The organism is Gordonia sihwensis (genome assembly GCF_029632925.1).
Lineage (GTDB): Bacteria > Actinomycetota > Actinomycetes > Mycobacteriales > Mycobacteriaceae > Gordonia > Gordonia sihwensis.
The window spans coordinates 1,418,790-1,436,431 of the sequence record NZ_CP121248.1; the positions used below are offsets into that span (position 1 = coordinate 1,418,790).

The following is a 17,642-nucleotide window of genomic DNA, read 5'->3' on the forward strand; positions in this document are numbered from 1 at the left end:
GCGGTTAGGCCAGATCCACCGAGGCTCCATTCGAGAACATCGAATCGTGCAGTTCCACGGCTGCGGGAACAGCGCCCTTCGGCATATCGAATACGAGCTTGACGTCGACTGCGTTGCCCGGGTTGATGTTGTCCCAGACGGTGATGTCCGACCCGCCGAGCGCGATCTGCGCTGTCGTGTCGGGCTCGAATGTCCGGTCTTCGGAGTCGGTCAGCTTCTGGGCGGTCGGAGAGAAGGACTGGGGCTTCTTCCCGATGTTCTTCACTGTGACCGACAGGATGACGAACTGCCCTTGAGCCTGCTCGGTGAGGTAGGGATTGTCACCCACAGAGGGCACGCCCTTCTCGACACCGGTGACAGTGAACTCGAACTTGCCATCCCGGACGGGAGTGTTGAGCCCCGCGTCCTTCGGCTTCTTGTCAGACTTCTCGTACGTTTCATCGTCTGGGACAGCGGTCGCTGTGTCGGCTCGCTGGGAAACGGTCGCCGCGCTCTTCGCAGTCTTGTCAGTGGACTTGTCGTCGTCGCCGCCGCTCATCGCCGCCGCGATGATCACCACTACGACGACGATGCCGACGATCCATGGCCACTTCTTGCGCTGCTTGGCCGGCGGCACGGGCGGTTGCATCCCTTGGCCGACGGGTGGATGGCCATACTGTGGATGGCCATACTGCGGGTAGGGGCCATTCGGTGGAAGGGGTGGCTGATTGGTCATCGTGCTCCTGAATGTGCGTGTGCGCAATGCGCGGAAACCGTACGAATCTTAGGAGTCGGCAATGTCTTGTTCGGGGATATCAGCGAGCCCGGTGGACGATTAGACCGATCAGCCGACAAGCGTTTGGAAGTTCGCTGTGCCACAACGCACTTCGCCGGCGAGGTGGTGCCTCGCCGGCGAAGTCGTTTTCCGTTGTCTGACCAGGTGATGGGATCAGACGTCTCCGCGGCGCAGCATCCGGCCGCGGGGGTTCTCGAAGTCGACTTTCTGACCGCGAAGCCAGGTGCCCGTGACGACGCCGGCCAGGGCGCGGCCGTCGTACGGACTGATCGGGTTCTTGTGATGCAGGTTGCGGACGTCGACCACCTGCGCCGAATCGGGCTCGAAGATCGCGAAGTCGGCGTCGCAGCCGAGGGCGATGCGGCCCTTGTTGGTCAGCCCGGCCAGAGCCGCGGGCTTGGCCGACATCCATTCCATCACCTGCGGCAGGCCGATGCCGCGGCGCTTGGCCTCGGTCCAGATCAGCGACAGTCCCAGTTGCAGTGATGCGACGCCGCCCCAGGCGACGCCGAAGTCGCCGCCCTCGACGTCTTTGAGGTCGACCGTCGACGGCGAGTGGTCGGACACGATGCAGTCGATGGTGCCGTCGAGCAGCCCCTGCCAGAGCAGTTCTCGGTTCGACGCCTCGCGGATCGGCGGACAGCATTTGTACGCGGTGGCGCCGTTGGGGATCTCCTCGGCGAGCAGCGTCAGGTAGTGCGGACACGTCTCGACGGTGAGCTTGACGCCGTCGCGGCGCGCCGAGGCGATCATCGGCAGTGCGTCCGAGGACGACAGGTGCAGGATGTGCGCGCGGGCGCCGGTCCAGCGGGCGCGCTCGATCACCTCGGCGACCGCCACGTTCTCTGCGCCGCGCGGGCGGGAGGCCAGGAAGTTCGCATACTGGTTGCCCTCCGCGGTGGGCGCGTGGTCGATCGCCCGCGAGTCCTCGGCGTGAACGATCATCAGGGAGTCGTACTTCGCCAGCTCCGCCATATCCGCTTCCATCTCGTCGGCGGTGAGATGCGGGAACTCGTCGACGCCGGAGTGCAGCAGGAAGCACTTGAAGCCGAAGACGCCCTCGTCGTGCAGCCCGCGGAGGTCGCCCTCGTTGCCGGGAATGGCGCCGCCCCAGAAGCCGACGTCGATGTAGGTCTTGCCCGCGGCTGCCCGCCGCTTGATGTTGAGCGCCTCGACCGTGACGGTGGACGGAATCGAGTTCAGCGGCATGTCGATCAGCGTGGTGACGCCGCCTGCGGCCGCCGCCTTGGTGGCGGACTCGAAGCCCTCCCATTCGGTGCGACCCGGCTCGTTCACGTGCACGTGGGTGTCGACCAGCCCCGGAATCATCACTTGATTCGACGCGAGTTCGATGACCTCGGCACCCTGCAGGCCGCTGCCGAGCGGCTCGATCGCGGTGACGCGGCCGTCGCGGATGCCGATCTCGCGGGCCACGATCCCCGCCGTCGTCAACATCTGCTCGCCGCGCAGGACCAGATCGAACGCGGTCGCGGGCTCGGCGGACACGGACTGCGCCGTCTCGTTGCTCTCCGGGCTGGTACTCATGTGCGGCTGCTCCTCCACGTGGTCGCCGGACAGATCTGTCGAGGAGAGAATACCGCAGAGTAATTCCTCATGGTGGAATCACATCGTCGTTTTTTGGAACGGTGCCCAGCGGGCGTGCGACGTGCTCGGGGGTTGACATCTGACCGAGCGGTAGGCGTAAATATTCAAAACCACGGAATCTTAATTCCACACAGTGGAATCAGCGGTTGGCGGCAAGGTCCTCCGCGACGAGTGAAAGTCCTGCCATGAGCACCGAATCATCCGGAGTGATCGAGGACGCCGGCCCCGCCTGCCGCACTGAGTCCGCGGTGTCGTTCGACGACGTCGCCGTGCGGACCGAGCAGGGACTGCCGGAATGCGTGAGTCCCGCCCTCTACAACGCCGATCTGGCTCCGACCAAGCGGGCCGGACGACGATGGAGCGCGTACAACATCTTCACGCTGTGGGCCAACGACGTGCACAGCCTCGGCAACTACGCGTTCGCGATCGGCCTGTTCGCGCTCGGCCTGGGCGGATGGCAGATCCTGCTGGCCCTCGGCCTCGGCGGACTGTTCCTGTTCCTGCTCCTGAATCTCTCGGGATTCATGGGCGAGAAGACCGGCGTCCCGTTCCCGGTGATGAGCCGGATCTCGTTCGGCATCCGTGGTGCGCAGATCCCCGCCCTCATCCGCGGCGCCGTCGCCATCGCCTGGTTCGGCATCCAGACCTTCCTCGCGTCGGTGGTGCTGCGCATCCTGATCGTCGCGCTGATCCCGTCGGCCCAGAACCTCGATGCGAACAGGTTCCTCGGACTCTCCACCCTCGGCTGGATCTCGTTCGTCTCGCTGTGGGTGATCCAGCTGGTGATCGTCAGCTACGGCATGGAGATGATTCGCCGGTACGAGGCCTTCGCCGGACCCGTCATTCTCATCACCATGATCGCGCTGGCCGTCTGGATGCTCGGCCAGGCCGACTGGGCCATCGCGTGGACGACGCCGGACTCGCTCACCGGCGGTGAGATGTGGGCCAAGATCGTCGGCGGCGCCAGCCTCTGGGTGGCGATCTACGGCACGTTCGTCCTCAACTTCTGCGACTTCACCCGCAACGCGAAGTCGAAGGGCTCCATCGTGCGGGGCAACTTCTTCGGCATTCCGCTGAACATGCTGCTCTTCGGCGGCATCGTCATCACCCTCGCCGGCGCGCAGTTCCGGATCGACGGCCGGGTCATCGAATCGCCGGCCGACATCGTCCAGGCCGTGCCGAACACGTTCCTGCTGGTGCTCGCCTGCCTCGCGCTGCTGATCCTGACGGTCGCGGTCAACATGATGGCGAACTTCGTCGCACCGATCTACGCGCTGAGCAATCTGTTCCCCAAGACGCTGAACTTTCAGCGCGCGGCGCTGGTCTCCGCGGTCATCGGTCTGGTGATCCTGCCGTGGAACCTCTACAACTCGCCCGCGGTCATCAATTACTTCCTCGGCGGACTCGGTGCCCTGCTCGGCCCGCTGTTCGGCATCGTGATGGCCGACTACTGGCTGGTCCGGCGATCGCGGGTCAATGTTCCCGAGTTGTTCACGGAGGACCCCGACGGCGCCTACCACTACCGGGGCGGCGTCAACCCCCGCGCGGTGATCGCACTGATCCCGACGGCGGCGTTCGCTCTCGTCCTGGCTTTCGTGCCGGCCTTCGAAGTGGTCTCGGAGTACTCGTGGTTCATCGGGGCCGCCGTCGGTGCGATCCTCTATCTGCTCGTCGCCGATCGCAAGGGACCGTTCGCCGACGTCTCCGGCGAGGCCATCGCCGTCGCCAGCACGCACTGACGTCCGGCACGCCCCATTCCCGTCCATTCCCCCGAAGGAGCGAATCCGTGCGGATCCTCGTCGCCAACGTCAACACCACGCAGTCCATGACCGACGCGATCGCGGAGTCGGCCCGGGCCGTCGCCGCGCCCGGGACCGAGATCGTCGGCGTCACTCCGCGCTTCGGCGCGGACTCCTGCGAGGGCAACTTCGAGTCGTACCTCGCCGCTATCGCCGTCATGGATGCGATCACGTCCTATCCCGAGCCCTTCGACGCCGTCGTCCAGGCCGGCTACGGCGAACACGGCCGAGAGGGACTCCAGGAATTGCTCGACGTGCCCGTCGTCGACATCACCGAGGCGGCCGCCTCGACGGCCATGTACCTCGGTCACAAGTACTCGGTCGTCACGACGCTCGACCGCACCGTTCCGCTGATCGAGGACCGACTGCGCCTCGCCGGTCTCGCGACGCGCTGCGCGTCGGTGCGGGCGTCCGGCCTCGGCGTCCTCGAATTGGAGTCCGACCCGGAGCGTGCCGTGGAGGCGATCGTCGCGCAGGCGCGCGAAGCGGTCGAGCGCGATCACGCCGAGGTGATCTGCCTCGGCTGCGGCGGAATGGCCGAGCTCGAGGAGAAGGTCAGGGCCGCGACCGGCGTTCCCATCGTCGACGGCGTGCGTTCGGCGGTCACCGTCGCCGAGGGGCTCGTTCGCATGGGGCTGTCGACCTCCAAGGTGCGCACGTACGCACCGCCGCGTGAGAAGAAGGTCGTGGGCTGGCCGTTCCAGATCTGATCCGCCGACCACCGAAGCATGGAACCGCCCGGCACGCGGTGGGGGAGCACGCGTACCGGGCGGAGTGCGGGGAGACGATCTGCCTGAAGTCAGAGCAGGATCTGTCGGTTGACGTCCTTGTAGAGCAGATACCGGAAGTTCGACGGCCCACCGGCGTAGCAGGCCTGCGGGCAGAACGCGCGCAGGGAGAGGTAGTCGCCCTCCTGCACCTCCACCCAGTCGCCGTTGAGGTGGTAGACCGCCTTGCCTTCCAGCATCAGGAGTCCGTGCTCCATGACGTGCGTCTCGGCGAAGGGGATCGTGGCGCCGGGCTCGAAGGTCACGACGTTGACATGCATGTCGTAGGCGAGGTCCTGCGGATCGAGCATGCGGGTGGTGCGCCATTTGCCGTCGGTGCCGGGCATCGCGGACGGTTCGATGTCCCGCTCGTTCCCGAAGCGGACCGACGGCGCATGGCCGTCGACGGGCTGATAACGCTTGCGGATCCAGACGAAGGTCGCGTCGGCGTCGGCGTCGTTGCGTGCCGACCACGCCGTGCCCGCGGGGAGGTAGGCGAACCCGCCCTCGGTGAGCGTCTGCGCATGTCCGCCGGCGACCACCGACAGCGCGCCGGAGGTGACGAACAGGAAACCCTCCACCTCGGGCTGCGGCTCGGGCCGGTCGGCGCCTCCACCGGGCTGGACCTCCATGATGGCCTGGAAGAACGTGGTGGAACCGCCGGCGACCGGCCGATTCAGGATCCAGCCGCGCGTGCGGGTCCACTCGGGGAAGACCGACGTGACGATGTCGGAGAGGACACCGCGGGGGATCACCGTGTACGCCTCGGTGACCACGGCCCGATCCGTGAGCAGCGCGGTCTGCGGCGGCAGGCCGCCGCGGGGAGTGTAGTACGACGCTTTCTGCGGTGGGGTCACGACGTCTCCTCTGTGGGGTGTGAGTTCGGTTCAGGCGAGCGGAGTGGTGATGCGACCGAGGGCGACGGCCCGGACCGTCTCCATCGGGAGGTCGGTGGCGGCTTCCACATCGTCGGCGGGGAGTGCGCCGCAGACGGCGCCGCGGTCGATGAAACCGGCGAGTGCGCGGGCCGTGGCCGGCTCGTCGAGAATCCCGGAGTCGATGCGGTGCATGTAGTTCCGCAGACGCGCGGCGGCGGGAGCGAAGCCGTCGCGGTAGAAGGCGTAGGTGGCCAGGAAACGGGTCACGAGCTGGTTCGGGTGCAGATCCCACCCCTGGTAGATGCCGCGCTCCAGGTGGCGGCGGACGAGTCGGGCGTGCAGCCGCCAGGCCGCCGCCCGCTCCCGGTCGTCGCCGACGGGCAGGACGTTGGTGGAACCGTCGGACAGGTGAACGCCGGTGCCGGCGACGGCCAGCTGCATGACGTTCTTGGCGTGGTCGGCCGCCGGGTGCTCCATCGATTGGTACGCCGCCGCGATGCCGAGCGACGCCGAGTAGTCGTAGGTGCCGTAGTGCAGTGAGCTGACCCGTCCGTCGCCCGCATGGATCAGCCTCGCCACCGGAGCCGTGCCGTCGGGGCCCAGGACGGCCTGCGGCGTCTCCACCTGGACCTCGAACCGGATGCGCCGGGACGGGAGGCCGTGCGCCTGTTCCAGCGCTGCCGCGACCTGGACCATCGCCTCCACCTGGTCCACCGAGGTGACCTTCGGAAGCGTGAGGGTGAGGCCGTCGGGCAGCGGCCCTCCGGCCGCCAAGGCGCCGATGAAGGCGTCGAGCGTGCGCAGCCCGCGGCGCCGGACGGGAGCCTCGAAGCATTTGAAGCGGATGCCGATGAACGGCGGGAGCGCGTCGGAGTCGATCGCGGAGCGCACCGCTGCGGCGGCGGATGCGACGTCGGCGTCCTCGGCGGCGTCACCGCGGTCGCCGTATCCGTCCTCGAAGTCGAGACGGAGGTCCTCGATGGGTTCGGACCTCAGTTTGGCCGCGACGAGATCGGCGAGCCGTTCCGGCGTGGACTCGGGCGCGGCGCCGAGTCCGATCATCGCCGCGACCGCGTCGAGGCCGCCGGCCGCGCGCGCGGCGTCCAGTGCGGCGGCGCCCCACTGTCGCGGGAGTTCGGGTGTGTAGCGGTCGGCGGGAACGTACACGGTGTGGACCGGCTGGCGTCGACCGTCGTCGCCGGGGTAGCGGCGTGCCAGGTCCTCGTCCGCCTCCGACAATCGGCTGTCGACGTCGGCCAGAAAGGAATCGCTGAGATAGCCGCTGCTCATTCACCCTCCCTTTCAGTCGAATACGGAATTGCAATTCCGCATTGTGGAGTCTAGTGCGAATTGTGCACTTCACACAAGCGGACACGGATTGTGGAGACGCTTTGTGTTCCGCATGGTGGAAGATAGAGTTCTGGTGTCCCAGACCTGAGGAGCGAGACGGTGGCCGCAGCGGCAAGCGAGAGCAAGACGGGCGGCGTGCAGTCCGTCGAGCGCGCATTCGAATTGATGGAGTTGATCGGCCGAGCCGGCGGCGAGTGCTCGCTCAGCCACCTCTCCGGCGAGTCGCCGCTGCCTCCGCCGACCATCCACCGGCTGCTTCGCACGCTCGTCGGCATCGGATACGTCCGGCAGCTGCCGAACAAGCGGTACGCGCTCGGACCTCGACTGATCCGCTTGGGCGAGGTCGCCAACCGGCAGCTCGGCGCGGTCGCGGATCCGGTACTGGAGGCGCTGGTGGCCGAGCTGTCGGAGACCGCGAGCCTCGCGGTCCTCGACGGAGACATGGTCATCTACACCGCCCAGGTGCCGTCGCCGCACACCATGCGCACCAACAACGAGGTCGGACGACGGGTCAACTTGCACAATTCCGGGGTCGGCAAGGCGATTCTGGCAGAGCTCGACGACGCCCGGATCCTCAAGCTCGTGTCGCAGGCGGGCATGCCCGCGACCACGAAATACAGCGTCACCTCCCTCTCCGGCGTCTTCGCGGAGGTGGAACGGGTGCGCTCGAACGGCTACTCGGTGGACGAACAGGAGCAGGAACTCGGCGTCCGCTGCGTCGCGATGGCGGTTCCCGGGGCGCCGACCCCGATGGCCGTCGGGATCTCCGGTCCGACGTCGCGGATGGACGATGAACTGCAGGAGCGGGCGATCCTCGCGCTCCGGCGGGCCACCGGCGTGATCTCGGAGGCGTTGATCGGCGCCAGGGAGGCCTGAGCGACGCGACCGGCCGCGGTCAGCCCGGCCAGTACATACTGTCCGGAGTCGCCCGTGCGCCGAAGATCGCCTGGCCCACCCGGACACAGGTGGAGCCCTCTTCGACGGCGAGCTCGTAATCGCCCGACATGCCCATCGAGAGTCCGCCGTCGCCGAGGAGATCCGGGTCGGCGTCGCGGGTCCGGTCGCGGAGGTCGCGCAGCAGCCGGAAGCACGAGCGCACGCGAGCGGTGTCGTCGGAGAAGACCGCGAGCGTCATCAGCCCTCGAACGCGCAGGGCGGAGTAGTTCGGCAGCTGCCTGAGCAGCGCAGGCAGCTCGTCGGGCGCGAGCCCGTACTTGCTGTCCTCGCCCGAGGTGTTCACCTGCACGTACACGTCGAGGCCGCGGCCCGCGGCCTGCAGCCTGCGGTCGAGCGCCTCGGCCACGCGGAGGCTGTCGAGCGCCTGGAATTCGTCGGCGAAAGCGGCCACGTCCTTGGCCTTGTTGGTCTGCAGGTGCCCGATCACCGACCAGGAGACGTCGAGGTCGGCGAGGGCGCCGTGCTTTCGCTTGGCCTCCTGCACCTTGTTCTCGCCGAGGCGACGACAGCCGGCGGCGACGGCGTTGACGATCCGCTCCTCGGGCACCGTCTTCGACACCGGAAGGAGCTGCACCTGAGCCGGATCACGTCCGGCCCGACGCGCGGCGGCGTCGATCCGTGCCTGCACGGCGGCGATGTTGCGCCGGAAGTCCTCGACGGCGACGGCGGTGGTGTACTGACGGCTCTGCTCGGCGGATTCGGTCATGGCACCGATTATCCCGGGCCGGCATGCCACGGCGCGCCGGGCCTGCGCCAGGTGTCAGATCTCCACCATCCGGTGCTCGCGAGCCGGGCGCCGCTGGCCGCGGATCGCGATCAGTTCGCGGGCGTGTCGGTCGAGGGCGACGTCGCCGGGAAGCCTCGGCGTCCACGTCGGTGCCGGCGCGGCGTCACCGTCCGCGTCGAGCGCTGCCAGCACCGTCAGACCGTGGGCCGCGAGGCGGCGCGTCTGCCGCCCGTCGCGCGGCCAGTGGGCGTGGACGTGCACCGAGACATGCATGGTCTGGCGGCCGGTGTGGATCAGACGCGCGCTGACCTCGACCACCTGTCCGATGCGGATCGGCTCGTAGAAGCGGACGCCGCCCATGTAGACGGTCACCGCTTCGCCGCCGCACCACCGCACCCCGCAGAGGTACGCGGCGTCGTCGATCCAGCCCATCACCCGGCCGCCGTGGGTGTTGCCGCCCCAGTTGACGTCGGTGGGGGCGGCGAGGAATCGGGTGGAGGCCTCGGGTGCGGTCGACGGCGCGCCGTAGTCGGCCCCGGCCATCGCCGCGGTGATCCGATTGCGGACCTCGATGCGTTCGGCGGCGTACGCGGCGCGGTCGAGGTCGTCGGGCAGGACGGGCCGCCATTGACGGACCGGTGTCGGCGTGCCGTCGTCGCCGACGGCGACGAACACCAGGATGCAGCGACTCGCCTCGGTGAACTCGCCGAGCCGCGGATCGGCTGAGGCCACCCGGCATTCGATGTGCATGCTCGATCGGCCGGTGAGGATGAGAGTGGCCGTCACCTCGACGATGTCGCCGGAATCGATGTCCCGCCCGAAGCTGATGTTCCCGACGTAGGCGGTCACGCTGTAGCCGCCGGACCAGGCCGCCGCGCACGCGTAGGCCGCCTTGTCGACCCATTCGAGGATCCGACCGCCGCGGACACCGCCGCCGAGGGTCGCGACATCGGTCGGGGCCGCCATGAAACGCAGGGTGATCTGCCGGTCGCTGAGGTGCATCGCCTTCTCCTGTTCGGGGATTCGGCAATGCTGGACCACGTGCCGAACGCACCGGCGAGCGGGGTGCGGATGCGAGAACTCCGTGATCCGCGGGTAACGCGGGCGACATCGGCCGGTAGCCCTCAGACGCGCTGGATGATCGCTGCGAGCCCCTGACCTCCGCCGATGCACATGGTGGCCAGACCGTACAGGGCGTCGCGGCGGCGCAGCTCGCGGGCGAGCGTGCCGAGCATCCGGGTCCCGGTGGCGCCGACGGGATGCCCCAGCGAGATGCCCGAACCGTGGACGTTGATCCGAGCGGCATCGTCGGCTCCCAGACCCAGCTCGCGAGTGCAGGCGAGAGCCTGGGCGGCGAAGGCCTCGTTCAGTTCGATCAGATCCATATCGGCGAGGGACAGACCCGCGCGGGCGAGGGCGGCGCCGGTCGCGGGAACCGGTCCGATGCCCATGTAGGCCGGGTCCACTCCGGCGACGGACCACGAGACCAGGCGTGCGATCGGCTCGAGACCCAGCTCCTGCGCCCGCTCGGGGTGCGTCACCAGACAGACCGCCGCCGCGTCGTTCTGCCCGCTGGCATTGCCCGCGGTGACCGTCGCGTCGGGGTCGGAGGCGGCCAGGATGGGCCGGAGCCGCCCGAGGGTCTCCATCGTCGTATCGGCACGGGGATGTTCGTCGGAGTCGACGACGATGTCGCCCTCCTTCGAGGGAACCGTGACGGGCACGATCTCCTCGGCGAACACGCCGGACCGCTGTGCCTCCACCGCTCGCCGATGCGATTCGACGGCGAGGGCGTCCTGGTCGGTGCGGGAGATCCCGTACCGCTCGCGGAGATTCTCAGCGGTCTCGAGCATGCCGCCGGGGACCGGGTGATGGCGCCCGCCCGCGGTCACACGCCCGCGCGCCAAGCCGTCGTGCAGCATCACACCAGGCCCGCGCACGCCCCAGCGCATGTCGGTGCTGTAGAAGGGGACGTTGCTCATCGACTCGGTTCCGCCGGCGACGGCCAGGCCGCACGCGCCGGTGGCCACCTGCATGGCGGCCATGATCACCGAGTACAGACCGGAACCGCAGCGGCGGTCCACCTGCGCGCCGGGCACCGTCACGGGCAGTCCGGCGTCGAGTGCGACCACGCGTCCGATGGCGGGTGCCTCGCTGGTGGGGTACACGTTGCCGAGCACCACGTCGTCGACGGCTTCCGGGTCCAGACCCGTGCGCTCGATCAGTCCGCGGAGCGCGATCTCGCCCAGCTGGGCCGCCGACAGCGATCTCAGCGCACCGCCGTACCTGCCGATCGGAGTGCGGAGGGGTTCACAGATGACGACATCACGCATATCGGCCAGCCTGTCACGCGGTCGCCTTGACAGAACGCCGAACTCCCCAAAAGATCGGGGTTTCCGGCGAAGGAGTGCAGTGATGAACGACGTCAGGGTGGAGCGCGGCGGCGACGTGACGGTGGTGATCATGGCCCGGCCGGAACGGCACAACGCGGTCGACGCCGGCATGGCGCGCGAACTCGCGGCCGCCTTCCGCGAATTCGAGGCCTCCGAGGCCCGGGTGGCGGTGCTGGCGGGCGACGGTCCGTCGTTCTGCGCCGGTGCCGATCTCAAGGCCGTCGGCACCGAGCGCACCAATGTGCTGACGCCGGACGGAGACGGCCCGATGGGACCGACCAGGATGGACCTCGACAAGCCGGTCGTCGCCGCGATCAACGGGCACGCGGTGGCCGGCGGGCTGGAACTGGCACTGTGGTGCGATCTCCGGGTCGCCGACGAGGACGCCACGTTCGGCGTGTTCTGCCGCCGGTGGGGCGTACCGCTGATCGACGGCGGAACGGTCCGCCTGCCGCGCCTGATCGGACACAGCCGTGCGATGGACCTCATCCTGACCGGCCGTCCCGTCGACGCCGCGGAGGCGCTGACGTTCGGTCTGGTGAACCGCGTGGTCCCGGCGGGGACCGCACGCGAGGCGGCGGTTGCGCTCGCCCACGACATCGCGCGCATGCCCGCCACCTGCATGCGCGGCGACCGTCGCTCGGCCCGCGCACAATGGGCGGACTCCGAGGAGGCCGCGCTGCGCCGGGAGTTCGCGATCGGCATGACCTCGCTGCGTGCGGACGGTGTCGGCGGCGCGCAGCGTTTCGCGGCGGGCAGGGGACGCGGCGGGTCGTTCGACGACATCTGACCCGGACACCCTGAGTCGGGCATCCGGCACTCCCGCGCCGGGCCGCGTCGCAGTAGGGTCTCAGACATGGGTGACGCTACGACTCCGGAGACCTTCGCAGCGCCGAGGCTCCGGGCGCTGGAACGGGCCGATCTGCAGTTCGTCCACGGCCTTTTCAACGATCCCGAGGTGATGCGCTACTGGTTCGAGCCGGCGCACGTGACCATCACCGACCTCGAGGAGACATTCGTCCGGCAGCAGCGGTGCGGAGACCGTGAGCGCCGCTTCATCGTCGACGCCGCCGGACGCCGGGTGGGGCTGGTCGAGTTGGTGTACATCGACCAGGTGCACCGCAACTGCGAATTCCAGATCATCATCGCGCCCGGCGAGCAGGGACGCGGATACGCCGGCGCGGCGACGCGCGCGGCGCTCGACTTCGCATTCCGCTCGCTCAACCTGCACAAGGTGTACCTGCTGGTGGACACCGAAAACGCCGCGGCCATCCACGTGTACGAGAAGGCGGGGTTCGTCGTCGAGGGGGTGCTGCGCCGAGAGTTCTTCGCCGACGGCGCCTACCGGGACGCCACGCGGATGGGCATCTTCCAAGACGACTACCTGGCCGCCGCGAGGAGTTGAGACGGTGGCGGCGCGGCTTTCACTGGTGATTCTCCTCGTCGCGCTGGCCTGTGTCCCCGGAACCGCGACCGCGGCTCCGGCCCGGCTGCCGGTCCCGTACGACTTCCTCGCCGGAATCCGCGCCGAGCTGGCGAACCCCGGCGGCTCGCTGCCGGGCACCAACGACTTCTCGTGCCGACCGACGCCGCGTCACCCGCACCCGGTGGTGCTGCTGCACGGCAGCGGCGGCGGCCGCCAGACCAATTGGGCCACACTGGCTCCGGTACTCAAGAACGACGGCTACTGCGTCTTCGCCCCGACCTACGGTGCGCTCGCGCGAGTCTGGCCGGTCTCCGCGCTCGGGGGCCTCGGTCCCAAGCTCGACAGTGCTTGGGACGTCAAGCGATTCATCGACCGCGTGCGGGCCGCCACCGGCGCGGACCAGGTGGATCTGGTCGGGCACTCGCTTGGCACCGAGATCCCCACGTACTGGATGAAGTACCTCGGCGGCCGGGGAGAGGTGGCGCACTACGTCTCCCTGGCGCCGTACTGGCGGCAGGGCCCCGACGACGACGATGCGCGCGGTGAGGCGATCGCGTCGTTCCGCCGGAGCCTCGGCATCGCCGAACCCGTCCGGCCGGCCTGCCCGGAGTGTTCGTCGCCGCCGAAGGATCTCGATTTCAACAGAGCCGTCCGCGAGCCGACGCCGTATCTGCCCGGCGTCGCCTACACCAACATCGTGACCCGCGACGATGAGATCGTGACGCCGTACACCGCCGGGCTGCTCGACGGTCCGCCCGGCACCCGGGTGCGCAACATCGTCGTACAGGACGGTTGCTCCCGCGACCGTTCCGACCACATGTCGATCACGTCGAACAGACGCAGCGCGGCGCTGGTACTCAACGCCCTGGATCCGGCGCATCCGCGTCCGGTGCCCTGCGTCGACGTGTCACCGGTGACAGGAGGATGAATCATGACGCAGAAACCGGAGCCCGTGACCCGGGCGGAGGCGCTCGCCCAGACCCCCGATGCCTGGACCGTCGACGACGGGATGCTCGTGGCCGAGTACCGGCCGGGCAACATGGTCCGCGGTCTGGAGATGGTGACCGCCGTGGTGGCGGCGGCCGAGGAGGCCGGTCATCACCCCGACGTCGACCTGCGGTATCCGGCGGTGGCCTTCCGGCTGGTGACGCACAGCGTCGGTCAGCTGACCTCCTTCGACGTCGCGCTGGCGCAGCGGATCGACGCGATCGCCGCGGAGAAGGGAATCGAGCCCGCGTAGCCTGACGCTCATGCCGACCCCCGAGTACGTCCTGAAGCTGCGCGAGCACATCGGTCATGACCCGCTGGTGCTGATCGGTGTGACCGCCGTGATCCTGCGGGAGGACGCGAACGAAGTACGGGTTCTGCTGGGACGTCGGTCGGACAACGGCGCGCTGGCGCCCATCACCGGGATCGTCGATCCCGGTGAGGAACCCGCGACGGCCGCGCGGCGGGAGGCGTTGGAGGAGGCGGGAGTCGACATCGAGGTGGAGCGGCTGGCGTGGGTGCACCAGTTGCCCCGGCGCACGCACGTGAACGGCGACCAGGTGGACTACCTCGATCTGACGTTCCGCTGCCGCTGGCGGTCGGGCGACCCAGTACCGTCCGACGGCGAACTGACCGAGGTGATGTGGCGACGTCTCGACGACCTCGACGATCTCGGCTCCGACGACCTGAGGAAGCGGATCGAGCTCGCAGTCAGTGGCACCGGTGCGACGGCCTTCGGCGGCGCTGAGTCAGCCTCGGTAGAAGGCGGCGGCGGAGGTCGCGAGGTCGAGTAGCCACTGGGGGAACAGACCCAGCACGAGGGTCAGCGCCGCCGACAGCGCGATCGGCACCGAGGTCAGCAGACTCGGAGTGACCACCTCGGGAGCATCCTGCGGGGGATCGGAGAAGAACATCGCGACGATGACCCGGATGTAGAAGTACGCGGCGACGGCGCTGCAGAGGACGCCGACGATGACCAGCGGCCAGGCGCCGTCGTCGCCGGCCGCGCTGAAGACCGCGAACTTGGCGATGAATCCGCTGGTGAGCGGGATGCCGGCGAATGAGAGCAGAAACAGCGACATCATCGCCCCGACCAGGGGTCGCCTGCGGCCGAGCCCGGCCCACGCGGCGATCTCGGTGCTCTCGCGCCCGGCGCCGTCGCGGACCACCGACAGCAGCGCGAAAGCACCGAATGCAGACAACGCGTAGGCGCAGACGTAGAACAGCGTGGCGGCCACGCCGTCCTTCGACATCGTGATCGCCCCGACCAGTGCAAAACCGACGTGGCTCACCGAGGAGTAGGCGAGCATGCGCTTCAGGTCGCCCTGGGTGACGGCCATGAGCGTCGCGACCACCATCGTGAGAATCGCGACCGCCCACAGGGCGGGCCGCCACTGCGGCTCCAGCGCGCCGAACGATACGTGCAGCACCCGCAGCAGTGCGCCGAACGCCGCCACTTTGGTCGCGGAGGCCATCAGCGCGGTGACCGGAGTCGGAGCGCCCTGGTAGACGTCGGGTACCCACGAGCCGAACGGCACCGCGCCGACCTTGAAGAGCAGTCCGACGGCGAGCAGGGTCACCGCGAGCACCGCGAGCGTGCGGTCGGCGGCCGGTTCGAGCTCACCGCCCGCGACGGCGTCGCCGATGGCCGACAGCGACAGCGATCCCGTCGCGCCGTAGGCGAACGAGGCGCCGAACAGGAAGATCGCCGACGAGAACGCACCCAGCAGGAAGTACTTGAGCGATGCCTCCTGCGACAGCAGCCGGCGTCGCCGTGCGAGTCCGCACAGCAGGTACAGCGGGAGCGACAGCACCTCGAGCGCGATGAACATGGTGAGCAGATCGCCGCACGCACCGAACAGCATCATTCCGCCGACGGCGAGCAGTGCGAGCGGGTAGACCTCTGTGGTGATCGCCCCCGCGCGCCCGGCGACGAGTTCGTCGGGGGAGCCGGGAACGGTGGCGCCGGAGGGAGTGAAGGCGTCGGCGGGGAGATCGGCGTCGGCGGCGTCGCCGCTCGACCCGCCGACCGCGATGCGCTCGCCCGCCGCGGTGCGCACCTCCAGCGGCGCCCACACCCGGTCGAGCCGGCGCTCGCCCATCACCGCGATCGAGCCCAGCGAGACCACCAGCACCGCACCTTGCAGCAGCAGCGCCGGACCGTCGATCACCACGGCACCGGACATCGCCACCGAGGCGCCGTCCGCCATGAAGGACGCGGTGACGAACATCAGCGCCACGAAGGCCGCCACCAGGGCGCCTCCGGCCATCCACAGCTGGGCACGGTAGCGCCGCTGCTTCGGAGCGAAGGCCTCCACCAGGACCGCGATCACTCCGGCGCCGAAGACGATCAGCATGGGGGAGAGCCGGAAGTAGTCGATGCTGTGAGCGTCGAGAGCACTCGCGAGGGTCATCGATGACCTCCTTCACCGGCACTGACGGCCGGGGTGCTGATCGGGGCCGGGGACACCGCCGGATCGATGTAGTCCAGCACCAGCCGCGGGAAGAAACCGAGCACCAGCAGTCCGACGATCAACGGCGCGACGACCGCCTTCTGCCGCAGATCGAGATCCCGTATCGGCACCTGCGCTCCGGCGTCGACCGTGGCGCTGAGCCGTTCGGGTCCGCCCATCATGCGCTGATACGTCCACAGGATGTAGACCGCCGACAGCACCAGGGCCGACGCGGCGACGATCGCGGCGACGGGATACCGCGTGAAGGTGCCGATGAGGACCAGGAACTCACTCACGAACGGCGCCAGTCCAGGAAGGGAGAGAGTCGCCAGACCGGCCACCAGGAACGTGCCTGCCAGCATCGGGGCGAGCTTCTGCACCCCGCCGTAATCGGCGATCAGCGAGCTGCCCCGCTGGCTCACCAGGAATCCCGCCACCAGGAACAGCGCGGCCGTCGAGAGACCGTGGTTGACCATGTACAGCGCCGAGCCGGACTGTCCCTGCCCGGTGAGGGCGAAGACGCCGAGGACGATGAACCCGAAGTGTGAGATGGAGGTGTACGAGATCAGGCGCATCACGTCGCGCTGCCCGATGGCGCACAGCGCTCCGTAGACGATGCTGACGACGGCGAGCGCGGAGATCCACGGTGCGAACCGGGCCGACGCGTCGGGGAAGAGACCGATGCAGAACCGCAGCATCGCGAAGGTGCCGACCTTGTCCATGACGGCCATCATCATCACCGCGGCCGCGGGCGTGGTCGACACCGCCGCGTCCGGCAACCAGGTGTGCACGGGCCACAGCGGTGCCTTGACCGCGAAGGCGAAGAAGAATCCGAGGAAGAGCAGGTCGAGCGTCGCCTGGGAGGCGTCGAGGCCACCGGCGGACGCGGCCGCGGCGAGGTCGGAGAAGCTGAATGTCCCGGCCCCGTCCGGACCGAGACCCGACCGGGAGCTCACCACGTACAGCCCGATCACCGCCGCCAGCATGATCAACCCGCCGAAGAGGTTGTAGAGCAGGAACTCGACGGCCGCCCGCGACCGGCGTCCCTCGTCAGCGGCGCCGAAACCGCCGATGAGGAAGTACATCGGCACCAGCATCGCCTCGAAGAAGATGTAGAACAGCAGTACATCGGTCGCGACGAAGCTCATCAGCACCATCGACTCGACCGCGAGCATCAGCGCCACGTAGATGTGCACCCGGCGATTGCCGGCATCGCTCACGTCGCGCCATCCGGCGAGCAGCAGGATCGGTGTCAGCACCGCCGTCAACAGGATCAGCGCCAGCCCGACCCCGTCCAGCGCGAGGCTGTAGCGGGCGCCGAACGCCGGGATCCAGCTGACGTCCTCGGTGAGTTGGTAGCCGCCGGTGCCGGACGAGAATCGGGTGGCGACGACGACCGCCCAGCCGAGGGTGAGCAGCGACGCCCCGAGCGAGACCCGGCGGGCGTCGGCGGCCCGGCCGGCGGGCAGGAGCATCACCACGAGCGAGGCCACCGCGGGCAGCAGCCACAGCACGGTGAGCCACG

General features: G+C 68.9%; 17 protein-coding genes. 8 read left to right on the forward strand and 9 right to left on the reverse strand.

The window, feature by feature from the left end:
• Positions 1–4: 4 nt before the first annotated feature.
• The gene (locus P5P27_RS06860; protein ID WP_278126972.1) at positions 5–715 is read right to left on the reverse strand and encodes a DUF4352 domain-containing protein; all 711 of its coding nucleotides are present in this window, start codon (positions 713–715) and stop codon (positions 5–7) included.
• Between the two features lie 213 nt (positions 716–928).
• A complete protein-coding gene (allB, locus tag P5P27_RS06865) occupies positions 929–2,320 on the reverse strand; it encodes an allantoinase AllB (protein WP_039867516.1) in 1,392 nt (463 codons plus the stop codon).
• A gap of 245 nt (positions 2,321–2,565) precedes the next feature.
• Between allB and P5P27_RS06870 the strand changes: the two genes are divergently transcribed.
• Both P5P27_RS06870 and P5P27_RS06875 read left to right on the forward strand, forming a co-directional pair.
• Positions 2,566–4,119 (forward strand): NCS1 family nucleobase:cation symporter-1, encoded by a 1,554-nt coding sequence (locus P5P27_RS06870; RefSeq protein WP_278126974.1) that lies wholly within the window; start codon positions 2,566–2,568, stop codon positions 4,117–4,119.
• A gap of 47 nt (positions 4,120–4,166) precedes the next feature.
• Positions 4,167–4,889 carry an aspartate/glutamate racemase family protein gene (locus P5P27_RS06875; protein ID WP_006896555.1) on the forward strand — a complete coding sequence of 241 codons (723 nt, stop codon included), beginning with the start codon at positions 4,167–4,169 and terminating at the stop codon, positions 4,887–4,889.
• Between the two features lie 89 nt (positions 4,890–4,978).
• On the opposite strand, the gene P5P27_RS06880 is transcribed toward P5P27_RS06875, so the two are convergent.
• A complete protein-coding gene (locus tag P5P27_RS06880) occupies positions 4,979–5,803 on the reverse strand; it encodes a bifunctional allantoicase/(S)-ureidoglycine aminohydrolase (RefSeq protein ID WP_278126977.1) in 825 nt (274 codons plus the stop codon).
• 30 nt (positions 5,804–5,833) lie between these two features.
• The gene (locus P5P27_RS06885; RefSeq protein ID WP_278126978.1) at positions 5,834–7,114 is read right to left on the reverse strand and encodes a DUF6986 family protein; all 1,281 of its coding nucleotides are present in this window, start codon (positions 7,112–7,114) and stop codon (positions 5,834–5,836) included.
• 225 nt (positions 7,115–7,339) lie between these two features.
• Between P5P27_RS06885 and P5P27_RS06890 the strand changes: the two genes are divergently transcribed.
• Positions 7,340–8,050, forward strand: a complete 711-nt coding sequence (locus P5P27_RS06890) for an IclR family transcriptional regulator (protein WP_045538990.1) — start codon at positions 7,340–7,342, stop codon at positions 8,048–8,050.
• Positions 8,051–8,069: 19 nt separating this feature from the next.
• On the opposite strand, the gene P5P27_RS06895 is transcribed toward P5P27_RS06890, so the two are convergent.
• The 3 genes from P5P27_RS06895 to P5P27_RS06905 form a co-directional block, all read right to left on the reverse strand.
• On the reverse strand, positions 8,070–8,837 hold the full coding sequence (locus P5P27_RS06895) for a YggS family pyridoxal phosphate-dependent enzyme (RefSeq protein ID WP_278126982.1): 768 nt from the start codon (positions 8,835–8,837) through the stop codon (positions 8,070–8,072).
• Positions 8,838–8,891: 54 nt separating this feature from the next.
• Positions 8,892–9,860 (reverse strand): acyl-CoA thioesterase, encoded by a 969-nt coding sequence (locus P5P27_RS06900; protein WP_278126983.1) that lies wholly within the window; start codon positions 9,858–9,860, stop codon positions 8,892–8,894.
• Positions 9,861–9,982: 122 nt separating this feature from the next.
• Positions 9,983–11,191: an acetyl-CoA C-acetyltransferase gene (locus tag P5P27_RS06905; protein ID WP_278126985.1), complete on the reverse strand. Its 1,209-nt coding sequence runs from the start codon at positions 11,189–11,191 to the stop codon at positions 9,983–9,985.
• Between the two features lie 82 nt (positions 11,192–11,273).
• Here P5P27_RS06905 and P5P27_RS06910 point away from each other — a divergent pair, with 82 nt between their 5' ends.
• The 5 genes from P5P27_RS06910 (at position 11,274) to P5P27_RS06930 (ending at position 14,458) form a co-directional block, all read left to right on the forward strand.
• Positions 11,274–12,041, forward strand: coding sequence for a crotonase/enoyl-CoA hydratase family protein (locus tag P5P27_RS06910; protein WP_278126986.1), 768 nt, complete (start codon positions 11,274–11,276; stop codon positions 12,039–12,041).
• Between the two features lie 66 nt (positions 12,042–12,107).
• Entirely contained in the window at positions 12,108–12,656 is a 549-nt protein-coding gene (locus P5P27_RS06915; RefSeq protein WP_062367587.1) for a GNAT family N-acetyltransferase, read from the forward strand.
• Positions 12,657–12,660: 4 nt separating this feature from the next.
• Entirely contained in the window at positions 12,661–13,605 is a 945-nt protein-coding gene (locus P5P27_RS06920; RefSeq protein WP_375002194.1) for an esterase/lipase family protein, read from the forward strand.
• A 3-nt stretch (positions 13,606–13,608) separates the two neighbouring features.
• Positions 13,609–13,917, forward strand: a complete 309-nt coding sequence (locus P5P27_RS06925; RefSeq protein ID WP_278126989.1) for a 4a-hydroxytetrahydrobiopterin dehydratase — start codon at positions 13,609–13,611, stop codon at positions 13,915–13,917.
• 10 nt (positions 13,918–13,927) lie between these two features.
• Complete coding sequence (locus P5P27_RS06930; RefSeq protein WP_278126990.1) at positions 13,928–14,458, forward strand: NUDIX hydrolase; 531 nt, start codon at positions 13,928–13,930, stop codon at positions 14,456–14,458.
• Here the strand turns inward: P5P27_RS06930 and nuoN are convergent.
• Entirely contained in the window at positions 14,414–16,078 is a 1,665-nt protein-coding gene (gene nuoN, locus P5P27_RS06935; protein ID WP_278126992.1) for an NADH-quinone oxidoreductase subunit NuoN, read from the reverse strand. The two genes, P5P27_RS06930 and nuoN, sit on opposite strands and share 45 nt — an antisense overlap.
• Complete coding sequence (locus P5P27_RS06940; RefSeq protein ID WP_423201254.1) at positions 16,075–17,592, reverse strand: NADH-quinone oxidoreductase subunit M; 1,518 nt, start codon at positions 17,590–17,592, stop codon at positions 16,075–16,077. Before P5P27_RS06940 ends, nuoN begins: the two co-directional genes overlap by 4 nt.
• Between the last annotated feature and the right edge of the window lie 50 nt (positions 17,593–17,642).

Bases quoted from the DNA above. Each gene is read 5' to 3' on its own strand.
- allB (WP_039867516.1), bottom strand. From the start codon at position 2,320: ATGAGTACCAGCCCGGAGAGCAACGAGACGGCGCAGTCCGTGTCCGCC.
- nuoN (WP_278126992.1), bottom strand. From the start codon at position 16,078: ATGACCCTCGCGAGTGCTCTCGACGCTCACAGCATCGACTACTTCCGG.
- P5P27_RS06860 (WP_278126972.1), bottom strand. From the start codon at position 715: ATGACCAATCAGCCACCCCTTCCACCGAATGGCCCCTACCCGCAGTAT.
- P5P27_RS06900 (WP_278126983.1), bottom strand. From the start codon at position 9,860: ATGCACCTCAGCGACCGGCAGATCACCCTGCGTTTCATGGCGGCCCCG.
- P5P27_RS06905 (WP_278126985.1), bottom strand. From the start codon at position 11,191: ATGCGTGATGTCGTCATCTGTGAACCCCTCCGCACTCCGATCGGCAGG.
- P5P27_RS06870 (WP_278126974.1), top strand. From the start codon at position 2,566: ATGAGCACCGAATCATCCGGAGTGATCGAGGACGCCGGCCCCGCCTGC.
- P5P27_RS06940 (WP_423201254.1), bottom strand. From the start codon at position 17,592: ATGCTCCTGCCCGCCGGCCGGGCCGCCGACGCCCGCCGGGTCTCGCTC.
- P5P27_RS06890 (WP_045538990.1), top strand. From the start codon at position 7,340: ATGGAGTTGATCGGCCGAGCCGGCGGCGAGTGCTCGCTCAGCCACCTC.
- P5P27_RS06910 (WP_278126986.1), top strand. From the start codon at position 11,274: ATGAACGACGTCAGGGTGGAGCGCGGCGGCGACGTGACGGTGGTGATC.
- P5P27_RS06895 (WP_278126982.1), bottom strand. From the start codon at position 8,837: ATGACCGAATCCGCCGAGCAGAGCCGTCAGTACACCACCGCCGTCGCC.
- P5P27_RS06925 (WP_278126989.1), top strand. From the start codon at position 13,609: ATGACGCAGAAACCGGAGCCCGTGACCCGGGCGGAGGCGCTCGCCCAG.
- P5P27_RS06915 (WP_062367587.1), top strand. From the start codon at position 12,108: ATGGGTGACGCTACGACTCCGGAGACCTTCGCAGCGCCGAGGCTCCGG.
- P5P27_RS06930 (WP_278126990.1), top strand. From the start codon at position 13,928: ATGCCGACCCCCGAGTACGTCCTGAAGCTGCGCGAGCACATCGGTCAT.
- P5P27_RS06885 (WP_278126978.1), bottom strand. From the start codon at position 7,114: ATGAGCAGCGGCTATCTCAGCGATTCCTTTCTGGCCGACGTCGACAGC.